Genomic DNA, 15,662 nt, shown 5'->3' with positions numbered 1-15,662 from the left:
TGTGCCGTGGCCACGGTGCGGCAGTGTGCGCTTGGCCCGGGCGTGGTGTGATCATCCGTATGATCGAGCCTTCTGACTGAACGCGGAAGCGCTGCGGGCGGGTACTCCAAGACGACTGTGGCGGTCACCCTCACCTGCAGTGACTCCAGTCCGGAGGCAGACCAGGGCGCACGGATCGCTGAGTTGGCGCAGAGGTTGAATGGGACACTGCAGGCGAACGACATCCTGCGGGTGTCGGCCGTTCTTCGACCAGCAAACCAACCCTAGACGGCCACGTCCTGGTTCGTCGATTCCAGCCTTCGTGTTAACCGAGGGTGCTGGCCCTGGCGGCTGTCGGAGGCCGGCACTTACGGCTTGCTCGTTCGGCGCGCTCGACGACAGATCGACACTTCTGTCGCCGAGCGCGGTGGTGGCGGGTCGTCGGTTCAGGGCAGCTCATCATCTCCGGTAGACAGGTCTGAGACAGTCGATTCGGTGGGCAGCGCGGTGCGGCGGTATTGGGGGTGGTCGAGGTCCATCTTGGCTGCGGCGTGCAGATGCGCGGGGTAGGTGGTGCGTTCGGCCCAGGCCAGGGCCTGGTGGCACAGCCTGGCGGTCATGACGGCCAGCTTGTTGGGGTTGATGTCGTCCTTGACGGCGACGGGGAAGATCCCCAGCGTCGTCATGGCGTACCAGTTGTCTTTCATCTCGTTGCGTCGCAGTTCGCCTTCGACGTCAGAGCCGTGGTCTGCGGTCCATCGCGTCTTGTTGCTGCCCAGCCGGCCTGCTCCCTGACCGTCGTACTGGTTGGGGACGGTGATCAGGGCGAAGGAGTCGTCCCCGAAGTCGGACTTGACGCGGAACAGGCTGTTCGTTGTTTTGTCACCGTCGCCGACCTTCTCGCCGTTCTCGTCGAGGACGGTGATGCCCAGGGCACGGAACATCTCATCGGCGTTCTTGTTGACGCGGACGATAGCTCGAGGTCGGTCGGAGGGATGGATGGTGGAGCCGGGGAGCCAGGTGCCGGATCGTTCGGCGTCGCCCTGCTTGTTGTTGTGCAGCCCGCTCCACAGGCGTCGGGAGCCGAACGCGTCGACGGTGACCGTGTAGGGAGTACCGCCGAGGTAGCGGGCAAGGTCGGCGAGGGCACCGTCGACGCGGGCGGCGACCTTCTTGTAGCTGGCGTTGTCGTCCTGCAGTTCGGTCATTTTGCCGGTCGGGTAGTCCTTGGCGTGGAACGCGGCCTGGGCTCGGTGGTAGGGCCGCCACGTCGGGTCGGTGTAGCTCCAGCCGTGCAGCGTCCACGCTTGACCGTCGTGTGCGGGGGGCTTGAGCACGGTCGCGGTGATGACGATCTTGGTGGTGCGGTCCTTGCCCCGCCTGCTCTGGCGCCGGATGTGCACGGCGCAGTGGGCGACGGCGTCAGGAGCGTGGGGGCCGAGTTGGTCGACCATGACGTCGGTGAGTCGGTTGTCGATGATGCCCAGGCTGCGGTGCAGATCCAGCAGCGAGTGAATCACCGGGTAATCGCGGACCTTCCTGCCCTTGCGAGGCTTGCGCGGCGTGCGGTGGATGATGAACTGGGAGTTGATGCCCTTACAGGCGAGGGTGCGGCGGGCGCGGAACTTGGCGTCCTCGTCTTCCTTGACGCTGGTGGCCTGCTCCGCGGCGTCGTCTTCGATCTCATCGCCGTCTTCGGCGAAGTCTTCCTCGTCGCCGCGGCGGGTGAACTCGGTCTCGGCCCAGACCCCAATTAGAGTCTCGGGGCCGCAGTCCAGCTGAACGTGGGTGATCGCCTCGGCGCTGCCGGCGTTCGGGCCGTGGTCAAGGAAGCCGGGAACTCGGTGGAAGACCGCGCTGATCGCCTCGCCGTTCAATGCCAGCTGTATTTCGTCTGCTGGGTCGAGGGGCTGACCGTCGCCGGGGCTGTCGTTGGCGGAGTAGGTGTGGTGTAGGCCGTCGAGCATGCGGCGGCGCACTTCGTCGGTGTTCCACAGGCACACGATCCGCAGGTGGCGGTAGCCCATGGTGTCCAGGGAACGCGCGATCTCCTCGGGAGTGGGCAGGAGCTCGTCGAGGTCGAGCTGCTTGAAGTTTCGGCCCTCGAAGTAGACCGGGACCCTGGTCGTCGTGACGAGCGCGTCGCCGAGTGCCTCGTCGATGTGGCGGCGCAGCTCGCGGAGGTGATGCATGCCGACGCCGCGGCCGATCGGGAACCGGAAGTTCTTGCTCTGGATCGGTCGGATCACCGGTGCGGGCGCGGAGCCCGGCGCCGAGATGGTGTCTTGGCCCGATGCTGTGGTCTGTTCGTCCAGAGCCTGGGTTTCCAGCACGACGCGGTTTTGCACGTGGCGCAGGATCGACTGTTCGACGCCGAGCCGGGCCAGCACGTCCAGTGCCATGGCGCTGACGCGTCGGACACTGGAGCGTCCGGCCATGGCGACCTCGACGATGGGCCGCGTCGGGTCGTCCTGTTCGACCAGGACGGTCCGCGCCCAGGCCATCCGGGACTGGATGCGGGTGACCGTCGGACTGATGAGCAGAATCGGGTCGGCGATGTTGGGCAGGGTCTTCATGACGATGGCGGCTCGGAAGAGGGCCTCGGCGTTGCCGGACTTGTTGGTCCACGGATCCTGCCAGGCGATCAGGCCGCCGCGGCTGTCCACGCGCAACGCGATCTCTCGGCCGTCGACGCGCCACTGCCGTTCGGCGATACGTCGGGACAGATCCCAGGCGACGGTGTTGTAGACCCAGGTCGGAGCGTCGGGCTGTCCAGTTTCGGTGGTGTGCAGGTAGTCGGCCAGCAGGCGCTGTTCCTGCTTGGACTCGGCGATGCGCTCGGCGAGCCTGGGCGGTGCTGTCAAGTCGATCTCGTCGATCGGTGTGCCCAGGACACGCCCGTGCATGAGGGTGAACGCGGCGAGCAGAGTGTCGTCGTCGATCTCCTCGAGGGTGACGAGAAAGCCTTCGACGGGATCGAAGGCCGCGTAGCCGCCGGTCAGGCAGCGCAGCGCGTTGACCACCACACTGTGCGGCGCCTGCGCCTCCTCGGCCTTGACGTAGTCGCGGTAGTCGCGGTCGAACATCCGCCACAGCGAGGTGACGCCCTTGTCGAACTCGCGGATGTACACGGCGGCGTCGCCGAGCAGCTCGGGGGTGCCCCGGTAGGCCAGCACGTCGAGCCGGCGTCGGGTGTTGAGGGCCATCGGTGTCGCTTCTCCTGTTGATGGGGTCAGATGGTGCTGGTGTCGGTGGTGTCGATGCCGGCGTAGGCGAGGAACGCGGCGAGCGCTTCGCGGTAGATCTGGTTCATGCGCCGGCGGACGTCGGGCGACGAGGCGGCGTGCATGCGGCGCAGGATGTTGCCGAGGTCGGCCTGCCAGGCGTCCTCGTGGAAGGCGTGGTCGACCAGGTGCAACGTCATGTCGGTCCCGCCGCGGCGGGCTCGGCCGGCGAGCTGCACCATGTCCACGACCATGCCTGCGACGATCTCTTCCTGGAGTTCGGGACTGGTGTTGGTGAACCCGGCGGCCGACCGCATGATCAGCCCGAGGCGTTTCCACGCGGCCTCGCGCCCGAGTTCCAGGGCGTGCAACGGGTCGGCGGAGCCGGCGCGGGGCATGGCGTTGAGTCCCGCGACGTGCACGCTGCCGTACATCTCGGCCGCGTCGGACATCAACGCCAGTGGCCTGGTGCACAGGTAGACCGGGGTGATGGCCGACTTGGTGCCGATGACGATGTTGAGGCCGCGGGCGATGCGGGCTATGGGCACCACCAGCACGTTGCCGCGATTGGGGAAGTCTTCGAACTCCTCGGGTGTCAGTTCAACGATCCCCGGTGGCAGCGGAGGCAGTTTGTCCCGGCGTCCGCGGTCGCCGGGCACCGCCACGCACAGCCCGTCGGTGTAGAGCCCGGCGGAGTAGATGCCCAATGCGAGGTAACGGCAGTGCTCGTAGGAGTTGACCACCACCGCGGCGTGCGCCCGGTCGCGGTCGACACCGCGGACACGCTCGAGTTCGGAGTGGATTTCGGTGTCGTAGAGCCGGTCGCCCAGGTTCATCAACGCGTCGCGCTTCAGCGCCTGGGGCAGCCCGGAAATCCGAATCGGGGTGTCGCCCTCGGCGCTGGTGGTGACGGAGTGGCGTTGGGCACGGATGCTATCGGGTGCCGCGTCGGTCATCCACCACTTGACCTCGCTGTGGACGTGCTCGCGTACGGCCTGGGGGAAGTAGGCGGTCGCCGACAGGCCCATCACCGGGCGTTCCACCCCGGCCAGTACCAGGGACACGATGCTGCCCAGCTGGGCTGTGTAGGTGTGCGGGTCTCCGGTGATGCTCTGGGCGGTGAGCTCCGCGGACTTGTCGGGCTCGTCCAGGCCGGTGATCCGGTAGCTGACGATGGCCTTGCCGAGCATGCCGTAGGGCAGGATGCCCGAAGCGATGGAGGAGCCGAGCCGTTCGGCGACCTTGCGGGCGGAGTCCAAGCCTGCTGCGCGGAGTTGGGCGGTTTTGCGTCGCAGCAGGTCGAGGGCGTCGTCGAGTTCGGCGAGCCAGGTGCGCACGATTAGCAGCTCAGCGGCCTCGGCGCGTTCGTGAGCGTCCTTGACCGTCGTCGACAGCGCGTCGTCGAGTTCCAGCTGGACGTGGGCCAGCAGGTCCTCTCCGCGCGGCGCGAGGATCTTCTCGAGGATGTCGCGCACGGCCAGCAGATGCGCCGGCAGGGTGACTGGCTGGGCGTTGCTCGTGGGCCTTCCGGTTCCCAGAGGAGGGGCGGGCCGCAGGGCGTCGAGGCGGTCGAATAGTTCGGCGGGGATTTCCTTGTCGTCGTCGACCTGGTCGTGGGGGAACAGCAGGCCGATCAGGCGTCGGTCGCGGCTGACGACCAGGTGCCATCCGGTGCTGCTGGCCCCCGGCGCCTCGCCAGCGGAGTTACGTCCGGAGTAGTGGCGCAGGTGGATCTGCTGCTGGCAGATCCCGGCGAGCAGGAACTCCGCCAGGTAGCGGGCATGGCTGATGGTGGGCAGCAGGTCCTTGATCGCGTCGCTGCGGAGCGAGGCGCTGTCGGCGTCCAGTTCCCGCAAGGGCACCTTGGCGGTGCGGCGGGAGGCCAGGACCAGGTCGCTGGTGCACATGTCCAGTGCGGTGGACTGGAACTGGTCGACTTCGTCGATCATGACGGCGTGGGAGCGGCGCAGGACCACCTCCGCGACCGAGACTTGGCCGGTTGCTCGGCCGTCGAGGTTGACGCCGATCTTGAAGCGGCCGGCCATGAAGTTGTGGTGGTTGGTGACGATGACCGAGGCGGTGCACGCCTGGCGCTGCTGCTCGTACTTGCCGCAGGTCGGCATCCAGGGACACGTGCGGATGCCTTGTTCCGGAGGCAGGGGCGTCAGGCGCTGACACGACTCCTGACCGTCGGGGTAGGGGGCGGTGGCCCTGGTGTGGTGCGCCAGGGCGCAGCCGTAGGACATCTGGTCGAGCTTCCACAGCGCCTTCTCGGTCTGCTCCAACAGGTTGCCGTCCAGGCGTATTACGGCTTTGGCCGCACGCCCGAGCAGCCCGTCGGGGGACATCAACGCGGCACACCGGCGGTCGTGCCCCAGACGTCCGATCTTCCTGAGGTGCGTGAGGTCGGCGGTGATATCCCAGGCCGCGGAGAGCGTCGCCTCGACGTTCGGCAGCACGATGGTGACGACCAGGTCGTTGACGGCAAACCAGCTGGCCGCGACACGGACCAGAACGCTCTTGCCGGTACCGGTGGGTGCGTTGAACACCTCCGTCGGGCCCGCCAGCAACCGCAGCATCGTCAGCGGCGCCACCGTGTCGGTCGTCTCCAGCGCCGTGAACAGACCGCTGAGGACCTTGTGCAGGTAGCGATCTCGCGCCTTGTAACGACCGTCGATGTCCTTAGCGAGGCTGAGCAATTCGGCGGTCGGGATGTCCTGCTGCGGGCAGTACGGCACCGTGGTGACGGCCGGGAGGTCGGCGATCGGGCCGTCGGTGTCGTAGTCGGGGATGGTGGCGGTGCCTTGGATGGCACCGACGGTCGGTGAGTATCGGGTGTGGGTGTGCCAGATCCCCGGTGTGGCCGGTTTCACCGCTCGCGCGCGCCGGTGGTCCTTGCGCACGCGATCGATGAGGCGATCGACGTAGCCGAGCGCGTCTCCGCCGACCAGCGGAACCGCGCCGACCGCCGAGGCCACCGACCCGCCCGCGGCCTGCAACGGCAGTGTGCCGTTGTCGTTGCCCGCCAGCAGGGTCCGCGCGCGGGCAGTGAACGCGGCCGGATTGGCCAGCTCTTCCGGGGCGAAGCCTAGGACCGCGGCGATGCGTTGTTTGTCGGCCTGCGGCATCGGCGCCCACGCCGACCAGGTGTCCAGATGCCCGCCCACGAGGAACGCGGCGTGCCGGAACATACCCACCGGGCGATCAGTGTCGTCCAGGGTGGGGAAGTAGTGGGCGGCCAAGGCGACGGCGGCGCACACGGCCGCGTCGGACTTGGAGATCTTCGGACGGCTCACAGCCATGATGTCCCTGCTTCCTCGCAGATTCGCGCACCGAGGTCGGATGCATGGGCAACGCGCAGACCGAACTGGCCGCACACCGCCGAGAGCATGGACACGGTTGCGCGCCGGTAGTCGGGCACGACCAGCCACTGCGCCCCGCCGGCATCGCCCTCGTCGGCGCGGATCTTGTCCGCGAGCAGCAGCGAGGAGGTGAAGTCCTTGACGTCGATCCGGTACGGCGCGGCGGTCCGGCGCGATCCGGGCATCTTGACGAGCAGGTCGTAGCTGTCCAGGTCCGGCCATAACTCGCACGACAGACCGCGTGCGCTCAACGCGTCGTACAGCGCGACCTCCACCAGGCCGGGGATGGTGGTCGACCGCCACACGCCGCGGGTCAACGCCTTGTGCCCGGCCACCGGCAGCGCTTCCGGCAGCCGGCCCGTGACGTCGGGGTACAACACCCGTTCCGCGCCGGTCGGCGCCGTTGGTGGCGGAGCAGGCACCAGCACGGGCGCCTTTCCTGTGTCGGGAACCCGGAAGTGGTAGGAGGCGCCAAACTCCACGTGCGGGCGGTGGTGGCAGCGTGCCGCGCCGGTCGCCGCCTTGCCCGAGCTCCGCACGGTGATTCGCATCGGCCATTTGCACAGCGGGCAGGCGAACCACCACTGCCCGAACGAACTGGGCGCAGGAATCGGCTGATAGTGATCGGTGACGGTGCTGGGCAGGTTCAACTTGCGCACCTGGGCATCGCTTCCCGCTGGGGTGTCGATTAACGCCCGTCGGCCACGCACATAGGCGTCCTGGTTCTGGCGTTTCCGCAGCGCCGTATACACGGTGTCTTGATCCAGTTCGCCCTGGAGGATCTCGGAGCTGGTGGACTTTCCCCCGCGCGTGGTGGAAGCCAAGGCCCGCAACACCGCCCGCTGTTCCTGCTCCAGGTCCCAGACGTCGTCGTCGAATTCCCCGTCGGGTGTGATCAGCCGCCAGCCGGCCATTTCGGCGGGAGCTACCCCGCTGGGCAGAAGCTCAGCCAGGTCGCCGGTCAGCATCCTGCGGAACTCGTCGAAGGGCAGTGCCGCGCCCACGCCGCGCGCCGCCAACACCGCGCGCCGCCAACACCGCGCCGTGGGCGTCCCACAGCGACCGTAACCGCGCCTCCGGCTTCCGCTCGGTGTCGGTGAGCGCATGGGCGGCGATGGCCGCTGCTTTCATGACCTTGTGCCGCACAGCGGCGTCGTCAATCGTGTCGTCCCGGACACCGGTCTCCATCACGCTGCGCACCGTAGAGCAGGGCACCGACAATTCCCGGAGCGTCAGCAGCCGACTTCCTGGCTGTATCACAATCGGTTACGATGAACGCCGGTTATTTCACTCCACTGGGTCGTGTCCGCCCGGCGTTTGATACAGGGAAAGATACTCAGAGTTGTGCTCGTCGAGGTGTGCGCGACCAGAATTGGTAAGCATCCAACGACGCTCCGCAACAGGTCCGCGACCGTCTGCAGGTGGCTCGGAGACGACTAGATCAATAAATCCCCGGCTGGGACGCCCCTGTGGTCGGTAGCCGGCCCCCAGATAGAAGCGGGCTCTGGCCGCGAGACGTTCGGGGGGAAGTCCGCCGTCGCCGGCGGCGGCTACCGCCAGCAGGCTGCGCCACAACCACTCCGAGAGCAGATGAGGCGGACGTCGCGGCACGGCCGGCGCGCCCACTCCGGCTCGCGCGACTTTCCGACCCAGCCTGGTCAACTCCACCAGGGTGCGTGGCACGAATCCCAGCGGAGCCACCTGCACCTGGTCCATCTGCACCACCACCAGCGATCGGCGGGCCAGCGCCCGCAATGTCGCGCCTGCACCGGGATCGAGGTGCCCGTTTCGTCGCAGTGCTTCCTGGAGCTCTGTGTACCCTGTGAACGCCGGATCGGCGTGCACGGTAAACGGAATCCGGCGCCACCCTCCCGCTCCGCCTGCTTGCCGCGCTCTCGCCGTTCCAGCGCGTGCGTCACGCTCCTGTCGCTGGTCCTCGCGGAGAATCTCGGCCAGATAGGACTGCTGCCTCGGATTCAGCTGTTCCCACACCTCGTGCGTGGCGCTCCACTCGGTCATGCCCGAGGCCACGGACGGGTAGCCATGGCCGGAGCGATCGGGGCTTGGAGTGTGTGGAGCACTCTGTACCTCCGGGTCGGCACGGCTTTGGATGGAACGTGGTCAACGGTAGGCATCGAGTCGACGCGCTGCCTACCGTCGCCTTGGGACATCCGATCGATGTCGGGAGTCATCGGCGCCGGTAGCGGCTGGGCTTGGCTTCGAGCTTCATCTCCTGGAGCAGCTGTAGCGCAGCTTCTCGACCAGGAGAGTGTTCGGCGGTGCTGGTGGAGGCACGGATAAGTTCGGCGAGCGCCATGCCGGCGGTTCGGCGGCCGATCATCTCGAACCAGCGGGCCGTCTCCGCGGCGTGAACACCGTGGAACGTGGCCACCGGTGGGCCGTCGAGGTCGCGGAGCATGATCTCGTCGCCGGTGTCGTCAAGCCGCCAGAACGGCACCCGCGAGGCGACGGCGTGCACGGCATCCGCGTGCTCCCTCATGCGCTTCGCGACCTCAGCGCGCTGCAACTCGCGCTCGTACTTCGTGACCATGGCGTGCTCCTTGTGCGCGGCGTCGGGCAGGTACTTCCCCTACTTGCCCGACGCTCACCCGAATGTAGAACACATGTTCGACTGGGGCAAGTTGGGGCTGGTCACGGACGCCACTCGTCTCGGTAGCCCGGTCTGTCCGCGTACGGCAGCGCGAGGCGTTGAATTACCGACCAGATGAGCCGGCACTCCATCTCGACGGCCGGATTGACTGAAGCCTCGCGGCATTTCTGCTCGTAGTGGTCCAGAAGCAGCTCGGTACGGTGCGCTGCACGGGGATCGCCGGTGGCGATCTGTGCGCGCAGCCAGGTCGTCGGCTCGTCGTCCGCCCGGCTTCCATCGCCGTGGCGAATGTAGACGACATCGCGTGTCGGGACGTGCCCATCGTCGGCTTGGAGATCGGTATGGGCTGGTTCTTCGTCCACCCTGCGGATTTTGCCAGCTCCTCGTGGCTGGCACTGCTCGTCTGACCCGGTCAGTAGTTCACGACCAGGTGACTTCCTCAGAGCCGTCCTCAGTCGACCAGGTAGTGGGCTTCGATGTAGGCGACCGTGGAGTCATACGGCTCCCCGACCGGCTTCAGGGCGTATCGGCGGAAGACAGCGGCGGTGGCGCGGCGGACGCCGCGGTTGCGGGCGTCGGCGTTGTCCCATGATCGGGCGAGGGTGCGGGTGACGACCTGATCGATCTCCTCGGCCAGGTTCCGTTCCGTCACTGTGAGGCCGGGCGGGGCATGATCGTGGATGATTCGCGACAGGACACCCACGCGGTCCTCGTCCAACACGATGACGGCTTCGTCAGGGCGCTTCTCGGCGTCCACGATCGCGCGGGCGACCCTGAGCGCCTCCTCCAGGAAATCCAGGGCGTCCTGAGCGTTCTGGATGATTCGGTCACGAAGCTGCCTGATCCGTTCCGCCAGGGCGGTGTACTTCGCGGATCCGGGTTCGACTCCCTCCTCGAGAGCAGCTTTGATGTGGTCCAGGATCTCCGCAGCGGACGGCGGCGTCTCGTCCTCGCTGTCATCCTTGCCGGGCTTGGGACGAAAAAGGGCGAGCAGTTCCTTGAGTACGGCGATGCCCTGGGCGTCCAGGACGAGGGCCTCCTCCCGAGCGGCCGCCACGGAGAACGAGTGGACGTGGGCATTGATGATCTCTAGGACCATCGGCCCCAGCTCGCTGAGCCGTTCCCTTCTTTCCTCGTCGGAAGCCTTCTTGAACAGGGTCGTGTAAACGGACCCGAAGAGTCCGAAGCCGTCTTGATACTTGGTGATCCGCTTGTCGGTGTTGATCAGCGGGTACAGGCGGGCCAAGAGGCGGTAGTCCTTAGTGAACACCTCGGCGGCGCCCGGATTGGCGTCGAGGAAGGCGTTGATGGCTCGAACTGACTCGTATCCGTGGACAGCGAGGTCCAGGTCGTCCACGTCGACGAGGAGATCTTCGATCCGAGCGAAGGTGGTACGGAACTCGGCGACCAGCTCGGATAGGTCGGTGACGAATCCGCCACCCTTGCCGGCGGTGGCAGAGGCAGGCTCGACGACGGCCTTCTGCACTTCTTCGGCCAGCCCGATGTAGTCCACGACCACGCCGGATGTCTTCACGAACCCGGTCGGGGACACCCAGGTGCGGTTCGGGCGGGTGATCGTCTGGAACAGGTTGTGTGCCTTCAGCGGCTTGTCCAGGTAGAGGACGCCCTCGTTGGGTGCGTCGAACCCGGTCATCAGCTTCGCGGTCACCACCAGGAAGCACAGCGGGTCATCCGGGGTGAGGAACCTCCGCTTCTGCTCCTCCTCTGCAGCCTCCGAGAGCCGGAACGGCCGCATGGCGGGGTCTTCGTCCTTGGCGTCGGAGACGGAGATGTTCACCTCGGCGGAGATCCGGCCATGCTTTCCAACCTCAGCGAGTACCTGTGTCGCCTCGAAGCCGGCCAGCAGTTCGTTGATCTTGTCGGTGTAGGCGACAGCCAGCTCACGGTTGTAGGCGACGACCTGGGCCTTCAGACCGTTGCGGTAGGCGCCGGCCAGGTAGTGGTCGACGATGTCCTGGCAGACCGCGTCGACGCGGTCGGGGTTGGCGAACACCGAGGTGAGACGCCCGAACTTGCGCGAGAGAGCGTCACGGTCGGGATCGTCGAGGTCGAACTCGTCGGCGAACTCGTCGAACTCGGCCTGCAGCTCTTCGTCGTTCATCTCGAAGGCCACCGGGCGCGGGTCCAGCATGACCGGAACGGTCGCTTCGTCCAGCAACGACCGAGACACCGAGTACCGGTGCAGCACCCTGCCGGGGTCGGTCTTCTCGCCGAAGAGGGCGAACGTGTCGGTGGCGAGGTTGCGGACGGGGGTACCGGTCATGCCGAAGAATTTCGCGTGCGGCAACGCCGCGCGCATCTGCCCGGCCAGGGACGCCGTCCTGGCGGACTGGGTGCGGTGTGCCTCGTCGACCATCACGATGATGTTGTCGCGGGTCGAGAGGTTCTTGCCAGCCTCGCCGAACTTGTGGACGGTCGTCGATATGACGCCGCGCACATCGTCGGCCAGCAACGCCCGCAGCTCGGCGCTGCTAGCCGGCTGGTGGAAATAGGCGTCGCCCATCGCAGAGGTGAACACCCCTGAGGTCTGCCGGACGAGCTGGGTCCGATCGGAGAGCAAGATGATCGTGGGCGAGTCGGTACGGGTGTCGGCCAGAAGCAGCGAGGCGGCGAACACCATAAGCAGCGTCTTTCCGCTGCCTTGGTGATGCCAGATCAGACCTTTCTGACCGCCTGCCAGGACTCGTTGGTGGATCAGGTGGGCGGCTTCCATCTGCGGGTAGCGCGGCAGGTACTTCTGGTCTGCTCCACCACCGGAGGTGTCGAACAAGGCGAAGTTGGCGAGCATGTCCAGGACGGTCGCTGGGTTGAGCAACAGTTCAACAGAGCGTCGCACGTCGGCCTGCCCGGCCAGGTTCTCGTCGTCGGCGGTGGACCGGAATGGCTGCCACAGGTTCGTGGGCGCACCGGCGGCACCGAACCGCAACTTCAGCCCGTCGGAGGCGACAGCGAAGACATTGGGCGTGAAGAACCACGGGTACTCGGTGGCGTACACGTCATTGATCTCGCGGGCAGCGTCTGTCCACCCGGACTTCGCGGTCGGCGACTTCACTTCGACCACGACCAAGGGCATGCCGTTGACCCAGTACACGAGGTCGAACCGGCGGGAGGTCTTGCCCGGGACCGTGATGGTCACCTCGTCCGACACGACCAGGGTGTTGGCGGTTGGGTCCTCGAGGTCGAGAATCTTGAGCGCGTGCCACACGCCGTCGGCATCGCGGAACTCCTTAAGCCCCCGTAGTAGGTGCAGCACCTGCTCGTTGGCCCGCACGAGACCACCATCTACGGCGTTGACAGTGGCGACGATTTCCGCCACCACCGCGTCCACATCGAACCCGTCGATCACCCCGGGGTTGAGCTCGACGAGGGCGTTTCGCAGTTCGCCGACGAGCACCGTCTGCGTCGTTTCACGCGGCAGCGACCTACCCGCTGTGAAGCTCCAGCCCATCGGGAGGGACCACTGGATCATCAAGTTCTGAAACTCGCGCTCCCGAACGCCTTTCGCCACGTGCTCAGCCCCCCTGCTCGACAGACTCGACGTCGATGGTGTGGTCCAGCAACCCTGCCAGCAGTCTCGCCCGCACGGAACGGAGGCGGTTCGCCTCCGCTCGGGTGGTGGCGACGACTTCGCTCATAGAGTCGAGCTGCAGAGCTATCCGCTTCTGGTCTGCGACGGGTGGAAGGCGTACCGGCATTCGAACTGCACGCATGGCGGTAATATGCTTGATATTGGTGCCTCCCGCGATATCGAGGAACGTGCCCGACTCATAGGCCCACAAGCACCAATGGTTCACGAAGCCCGAGACGCTGACGCCCTCGATGGCTCGATACCGCATGAGCGTCTTCTGAAAGCAGATCGGCTCTGGTAGCTCTCCGCGCCACACCGCCGGCATGCCGACCGCGGACTGGCTTGCGCTGCCTTCAGACACGAGTACATCGCCGGGTACGAGACCGAATACCTTGCGTTCCTTCAGGTCGAAGTTCATCTCCAACACATCGGTCAAGTCGAGCGTTCCGTACCCTACGTTGGCGGAACGCAGGTACGGCGTCATGTAGGGCCCCGTCGCATACTTGGGTGCCCTCTGTCGTCCCATCGTGATCTCGAACACCTCGTCAGCACGGATGGCCGGAGTGTCCTGGTTATTGACCAGTTCGGCACGAAGCTGTCGCAATACCATGTGTACCGCCGCTGCTTCGGCTTCGAGTGCGGTGATCTGGTCGTCGACTGCGGCGATCACCTCGACGATTCGCTCTTGGGTGGGCAGCGGAGGCAAGGCGAACGGAATGGCACGGAATGACGCGTCGGAGATAGTCTTGCGGCGCAGAACCGTTCCCGAGGCGCGGTCCCGCATCTCATCCCAGAACGCCGGCGTCTGGAAGTACAGCCCCAAGAACGCAGGGAGAGCGCTCTGGTCCACCTCGTAGGTGATGAAGACACCAGAGACGTGGGTCCGATCGTGTTCAGGCCGCGCGACGCCTGCTGGGGCTTCGAACGCTGTAATCGTGCGGAGAACGACATCGTCCTCGCGCACCATGTTCAGGGTTGTGTATTTCGAGACACCACCGATGAAAGGCTCCTTCTCGCCCAGGCCGCGCCCATACATCTGGACACTGACTGCGGGGTAGCTATCGCCATCCCGCACCACCACCTTGCGGCGCACGCGAGCCAGCAGGTCACCGAGGGTGATCTGCTTCCAGTCACTCATCGAAGCCCTCGATTCCGGCAGCCGCAAGGACGGCGTGCATGCGTTGCTCGGACTTCTGGCGCTCGGCTCGGGCAACGTTGTAGATGTCGATGAGGGTGCCGAGGTCTTGCTGCTCGGCGGCGGCCTGCTTGATGTACTTCCCGATGTCGAGGTTGTACCCGTTCGCTGAGATCTCCATTGCGGAGACGAATCGCGCGGCGAGTCCACCGTCGCCGTTGGGGTCGGCCGGGTTGCCTTCAGAATCGAAGCTCGAGTGGTAAGCGGTTACCACATCGGCAATGTCCACTTCAGTCAGGACGTTGCGGTTCTTGGCCTTAGTGAACCGCTTGGAGGCGTCGATGAACAGCACCCCGTTCCGGCGCTCCTTCTTCTTGGTGCCGGGCGCGCGAAACACGAGGATGCAGGTCGGAATGGAAGTCGAATAGAAGAGGTTCACCGGCAGACCGATCACGGCTTCCAGCAGGTCGTCGTCCAGGACGCGCTGACGGATGGCTGCTTCCTGGCCGCCGCGGAAGAGGACGCCGTGGGGGAGGACGACGCCAGCGCGGCCTTTCTCGGGGTTCATGCTGGCGATCATGTGTTGTACGAACGCCCAGTCAGCGGACGACTGCGGGGCGACGCCGCCGATGGCGCGCGGGTCGTCGGTCCAGGGCTTCCACTTCAGACTGAAGGGCGGATTGGCGACGATCACGTCGAACTGGGCGACGGACCCGTCGGGCTTTTTGAATCGCGGGTCCTTCAGGGTGTCCCCGACCTCGATTTGAAACTCGGTGAGGTTGTGCATGAACAGGTTCATGCGCGCCACACCCGCAGTGTCCGGAACGGCCTCTTGTCCGTGCAGCTTGAGCGTGTAGCCACGCCCGCCGCTGGCCTTCAGAAGGTTCGCGGAGGCAATGAGCATGCCGCCTGACCCGCAGGTCGGGTCATACACCGACTCGAAGTTCTTGGGATCCAAGATCTCGACGATCAGCTCGACGACCTCGCGCGGGGTGAAGAACTGGCCGGCGCGGGTGCCGGACCCATCGGAGAACCGTTTCAGGAGGTATTCGTACGCCCCACCGAGCACGTCGTGGGACATGTTGCCCTCGTGCATCTTCGGAGTACGGTTCATCGCCTGCATGACTGCCGCCAAGACATCCCCTGATAGCACCGCCTCGGAGGTCCAGTTCATCGATCCGAATAAGCGGGAGAACTTGTCAGGGTTCGCCGTTTCGATGGCCTGAAGGGAGGCGCGAACCCTCATGCCGAGGCCTGGCATGGCGACCGTGGCGAGGATGGACGACCAGGATGCGCGACGTTCACTGACCGTGCCGCGATGAATGAAGGGGATCTCGAACGACTGGTAGTCTCGGTACTCGATCTCGTGGGCTTCCTCGGCGGAGAGGTCGTCCAGGCCCTCGTTGTCGGCCAGGAACTCCTGGTGTTGGTGTTCCCAGGTGTCCGACAGGTACTTCCAGAACATCAGCGGGAAGACGACCGAGGAGTATTGCGCTTCGGGCATCACCGCGCGCAGCTCGTCGGCGGCGTCCCACAACCTGTTCTCGATCTCCTGCTGAGTCACTGCCATCAGTCGGTCTGTCCTTCGTCGTGAAAGAGTGGCGGCCGGCAGGCCGTGGCGGTCCTGCTTGTCACCTTATTTCGAGAGTGTGCGGCATGTACACGCCGGGTGCGGCGCTAGTTGACTACCCTGCGTGAACATCACTGCTAACCTGGTCTGAAGGAACCTGGCCGACCGCCAAACCTACGACGAAGGACAGGC

Annotated in this window: 8 protein-coding genes; all 8 read right to left on the bottom strand. The window is 65.9% G+C overall.

The genetic code is table 11. The features are described from left to right. Positions 1 to 425 precede the first annotated feature (425 nt). A complete protein-coding gene (locus tag ACZ63E_RS23525) occupies positions 426 to 3,185 on the bottom strand; it encodes an RNaseH domain-containing protein (protein ID WP_465338259.1) in 2,760 nt (919 codons plus the stop codon). A gap of 26 nt (positions 3,186 to 3,211) precedes the next feature. Beyond that, a complete protein-coding gene (locus ACZ63E_RS23520; RefSeq protein WP_465338258.1) occupies positions 3,212 to 6,505 on the bottom strand; it encodes an ATP-dependent DNA helicase in 3,294 nt (1,097 codons plus the stop codon). Next, positions 6,496 to 7,569, bottom strand: coding sequence for a restriction endonuclease-related protein (locus ACZ63E_RS23515; RefSeq protein ID WP_465338257.1), 1,074 nt, complete (start codon positions 7,567 to 7,569; stop codon positions 6,496 to 6,498). Before ACZ63E_RS23515 ends, ACZ63E_RS23520 begins: the two co-directional genes overlap by 10 nt. A gap of 1,184 nt (positions 7,570 to 8,753) precedes the next feature. Then, the gene (locus ACZ63E_RS23510; protein ID WP_465338256.1) at positions 8,754 to 9,116 is read right to left on the bottom strand and encodes a hypothetical protein; all 363 of its coding nucleotides are present in this window, start codon (positions 9,114 to 9,116) and stop codon (positions 8,754 to 8,756) included. Positions 9,117 to 9,217: 101 nt separating this feature from the next. Beyond that, positions 9,218 to 9,538, bottom strand: coding sequence for a DUF6221 family protein (locus ACZ63E_RS23505; protein ID WP_465338255.1), 321 nt, complete (start codon positions 9,536 to 9,538; stop codon positions 9,218 to 9,220). Between the two features lie 89 nt (positions 9,539 to 9,627). Beyond that, a complete protein-coding gene (locus ACZ63E_RS23500) occupies positions 9,628 to 12,705 on the bottom strand; it encodes a type I restriction endonuclease subunit R (protein ID WP_465338254.1) in 3,078 nt (1,025 codons plus the stop codon). A gap of 4 nt (positions 12,706 to 12,709) precedes the next feature. Further along, on the bottom strand, positions 12,710 to 13,903 hold the full coding sequence (locus ACZ63E_RS23495; protein WP_465338253.1) for a restriction endonuclease subunit S: 1,194 nt from the start codon (positions 13,901 to 13,903) through the stop codon (positions 12,710 to 12,712). After that, the gene (locus ACZ63E_RS23490) at positions 13,896 to 15,470 is read right to left on the bottom strand and encodes a type I restriction-modification system subunit M (RefSeq protein ID WP_465338252.1); all 1,575 of its coding nucleotides are present in this window, start codon (positions 15,468 to 15,470) and stop codon (positions 13,896 to 13,898) included. The genes ACZ63E_RS23495 and ACZ63E_RS23490 overlap by 8 nt, the downstream gene beginning before the upstream one ends. Positions 15,471 to 15,662: the final 192 nt, after the last annotated feature.

The sequence above is a fragment of the Amycolatopsis sp. NPDC104819 genome (assembly GCF_055583145.1).
Note: the sequence above shows the minus strand (reverse complement) of the source record. Positions and strands in the feature narration are given on the sequence as shown.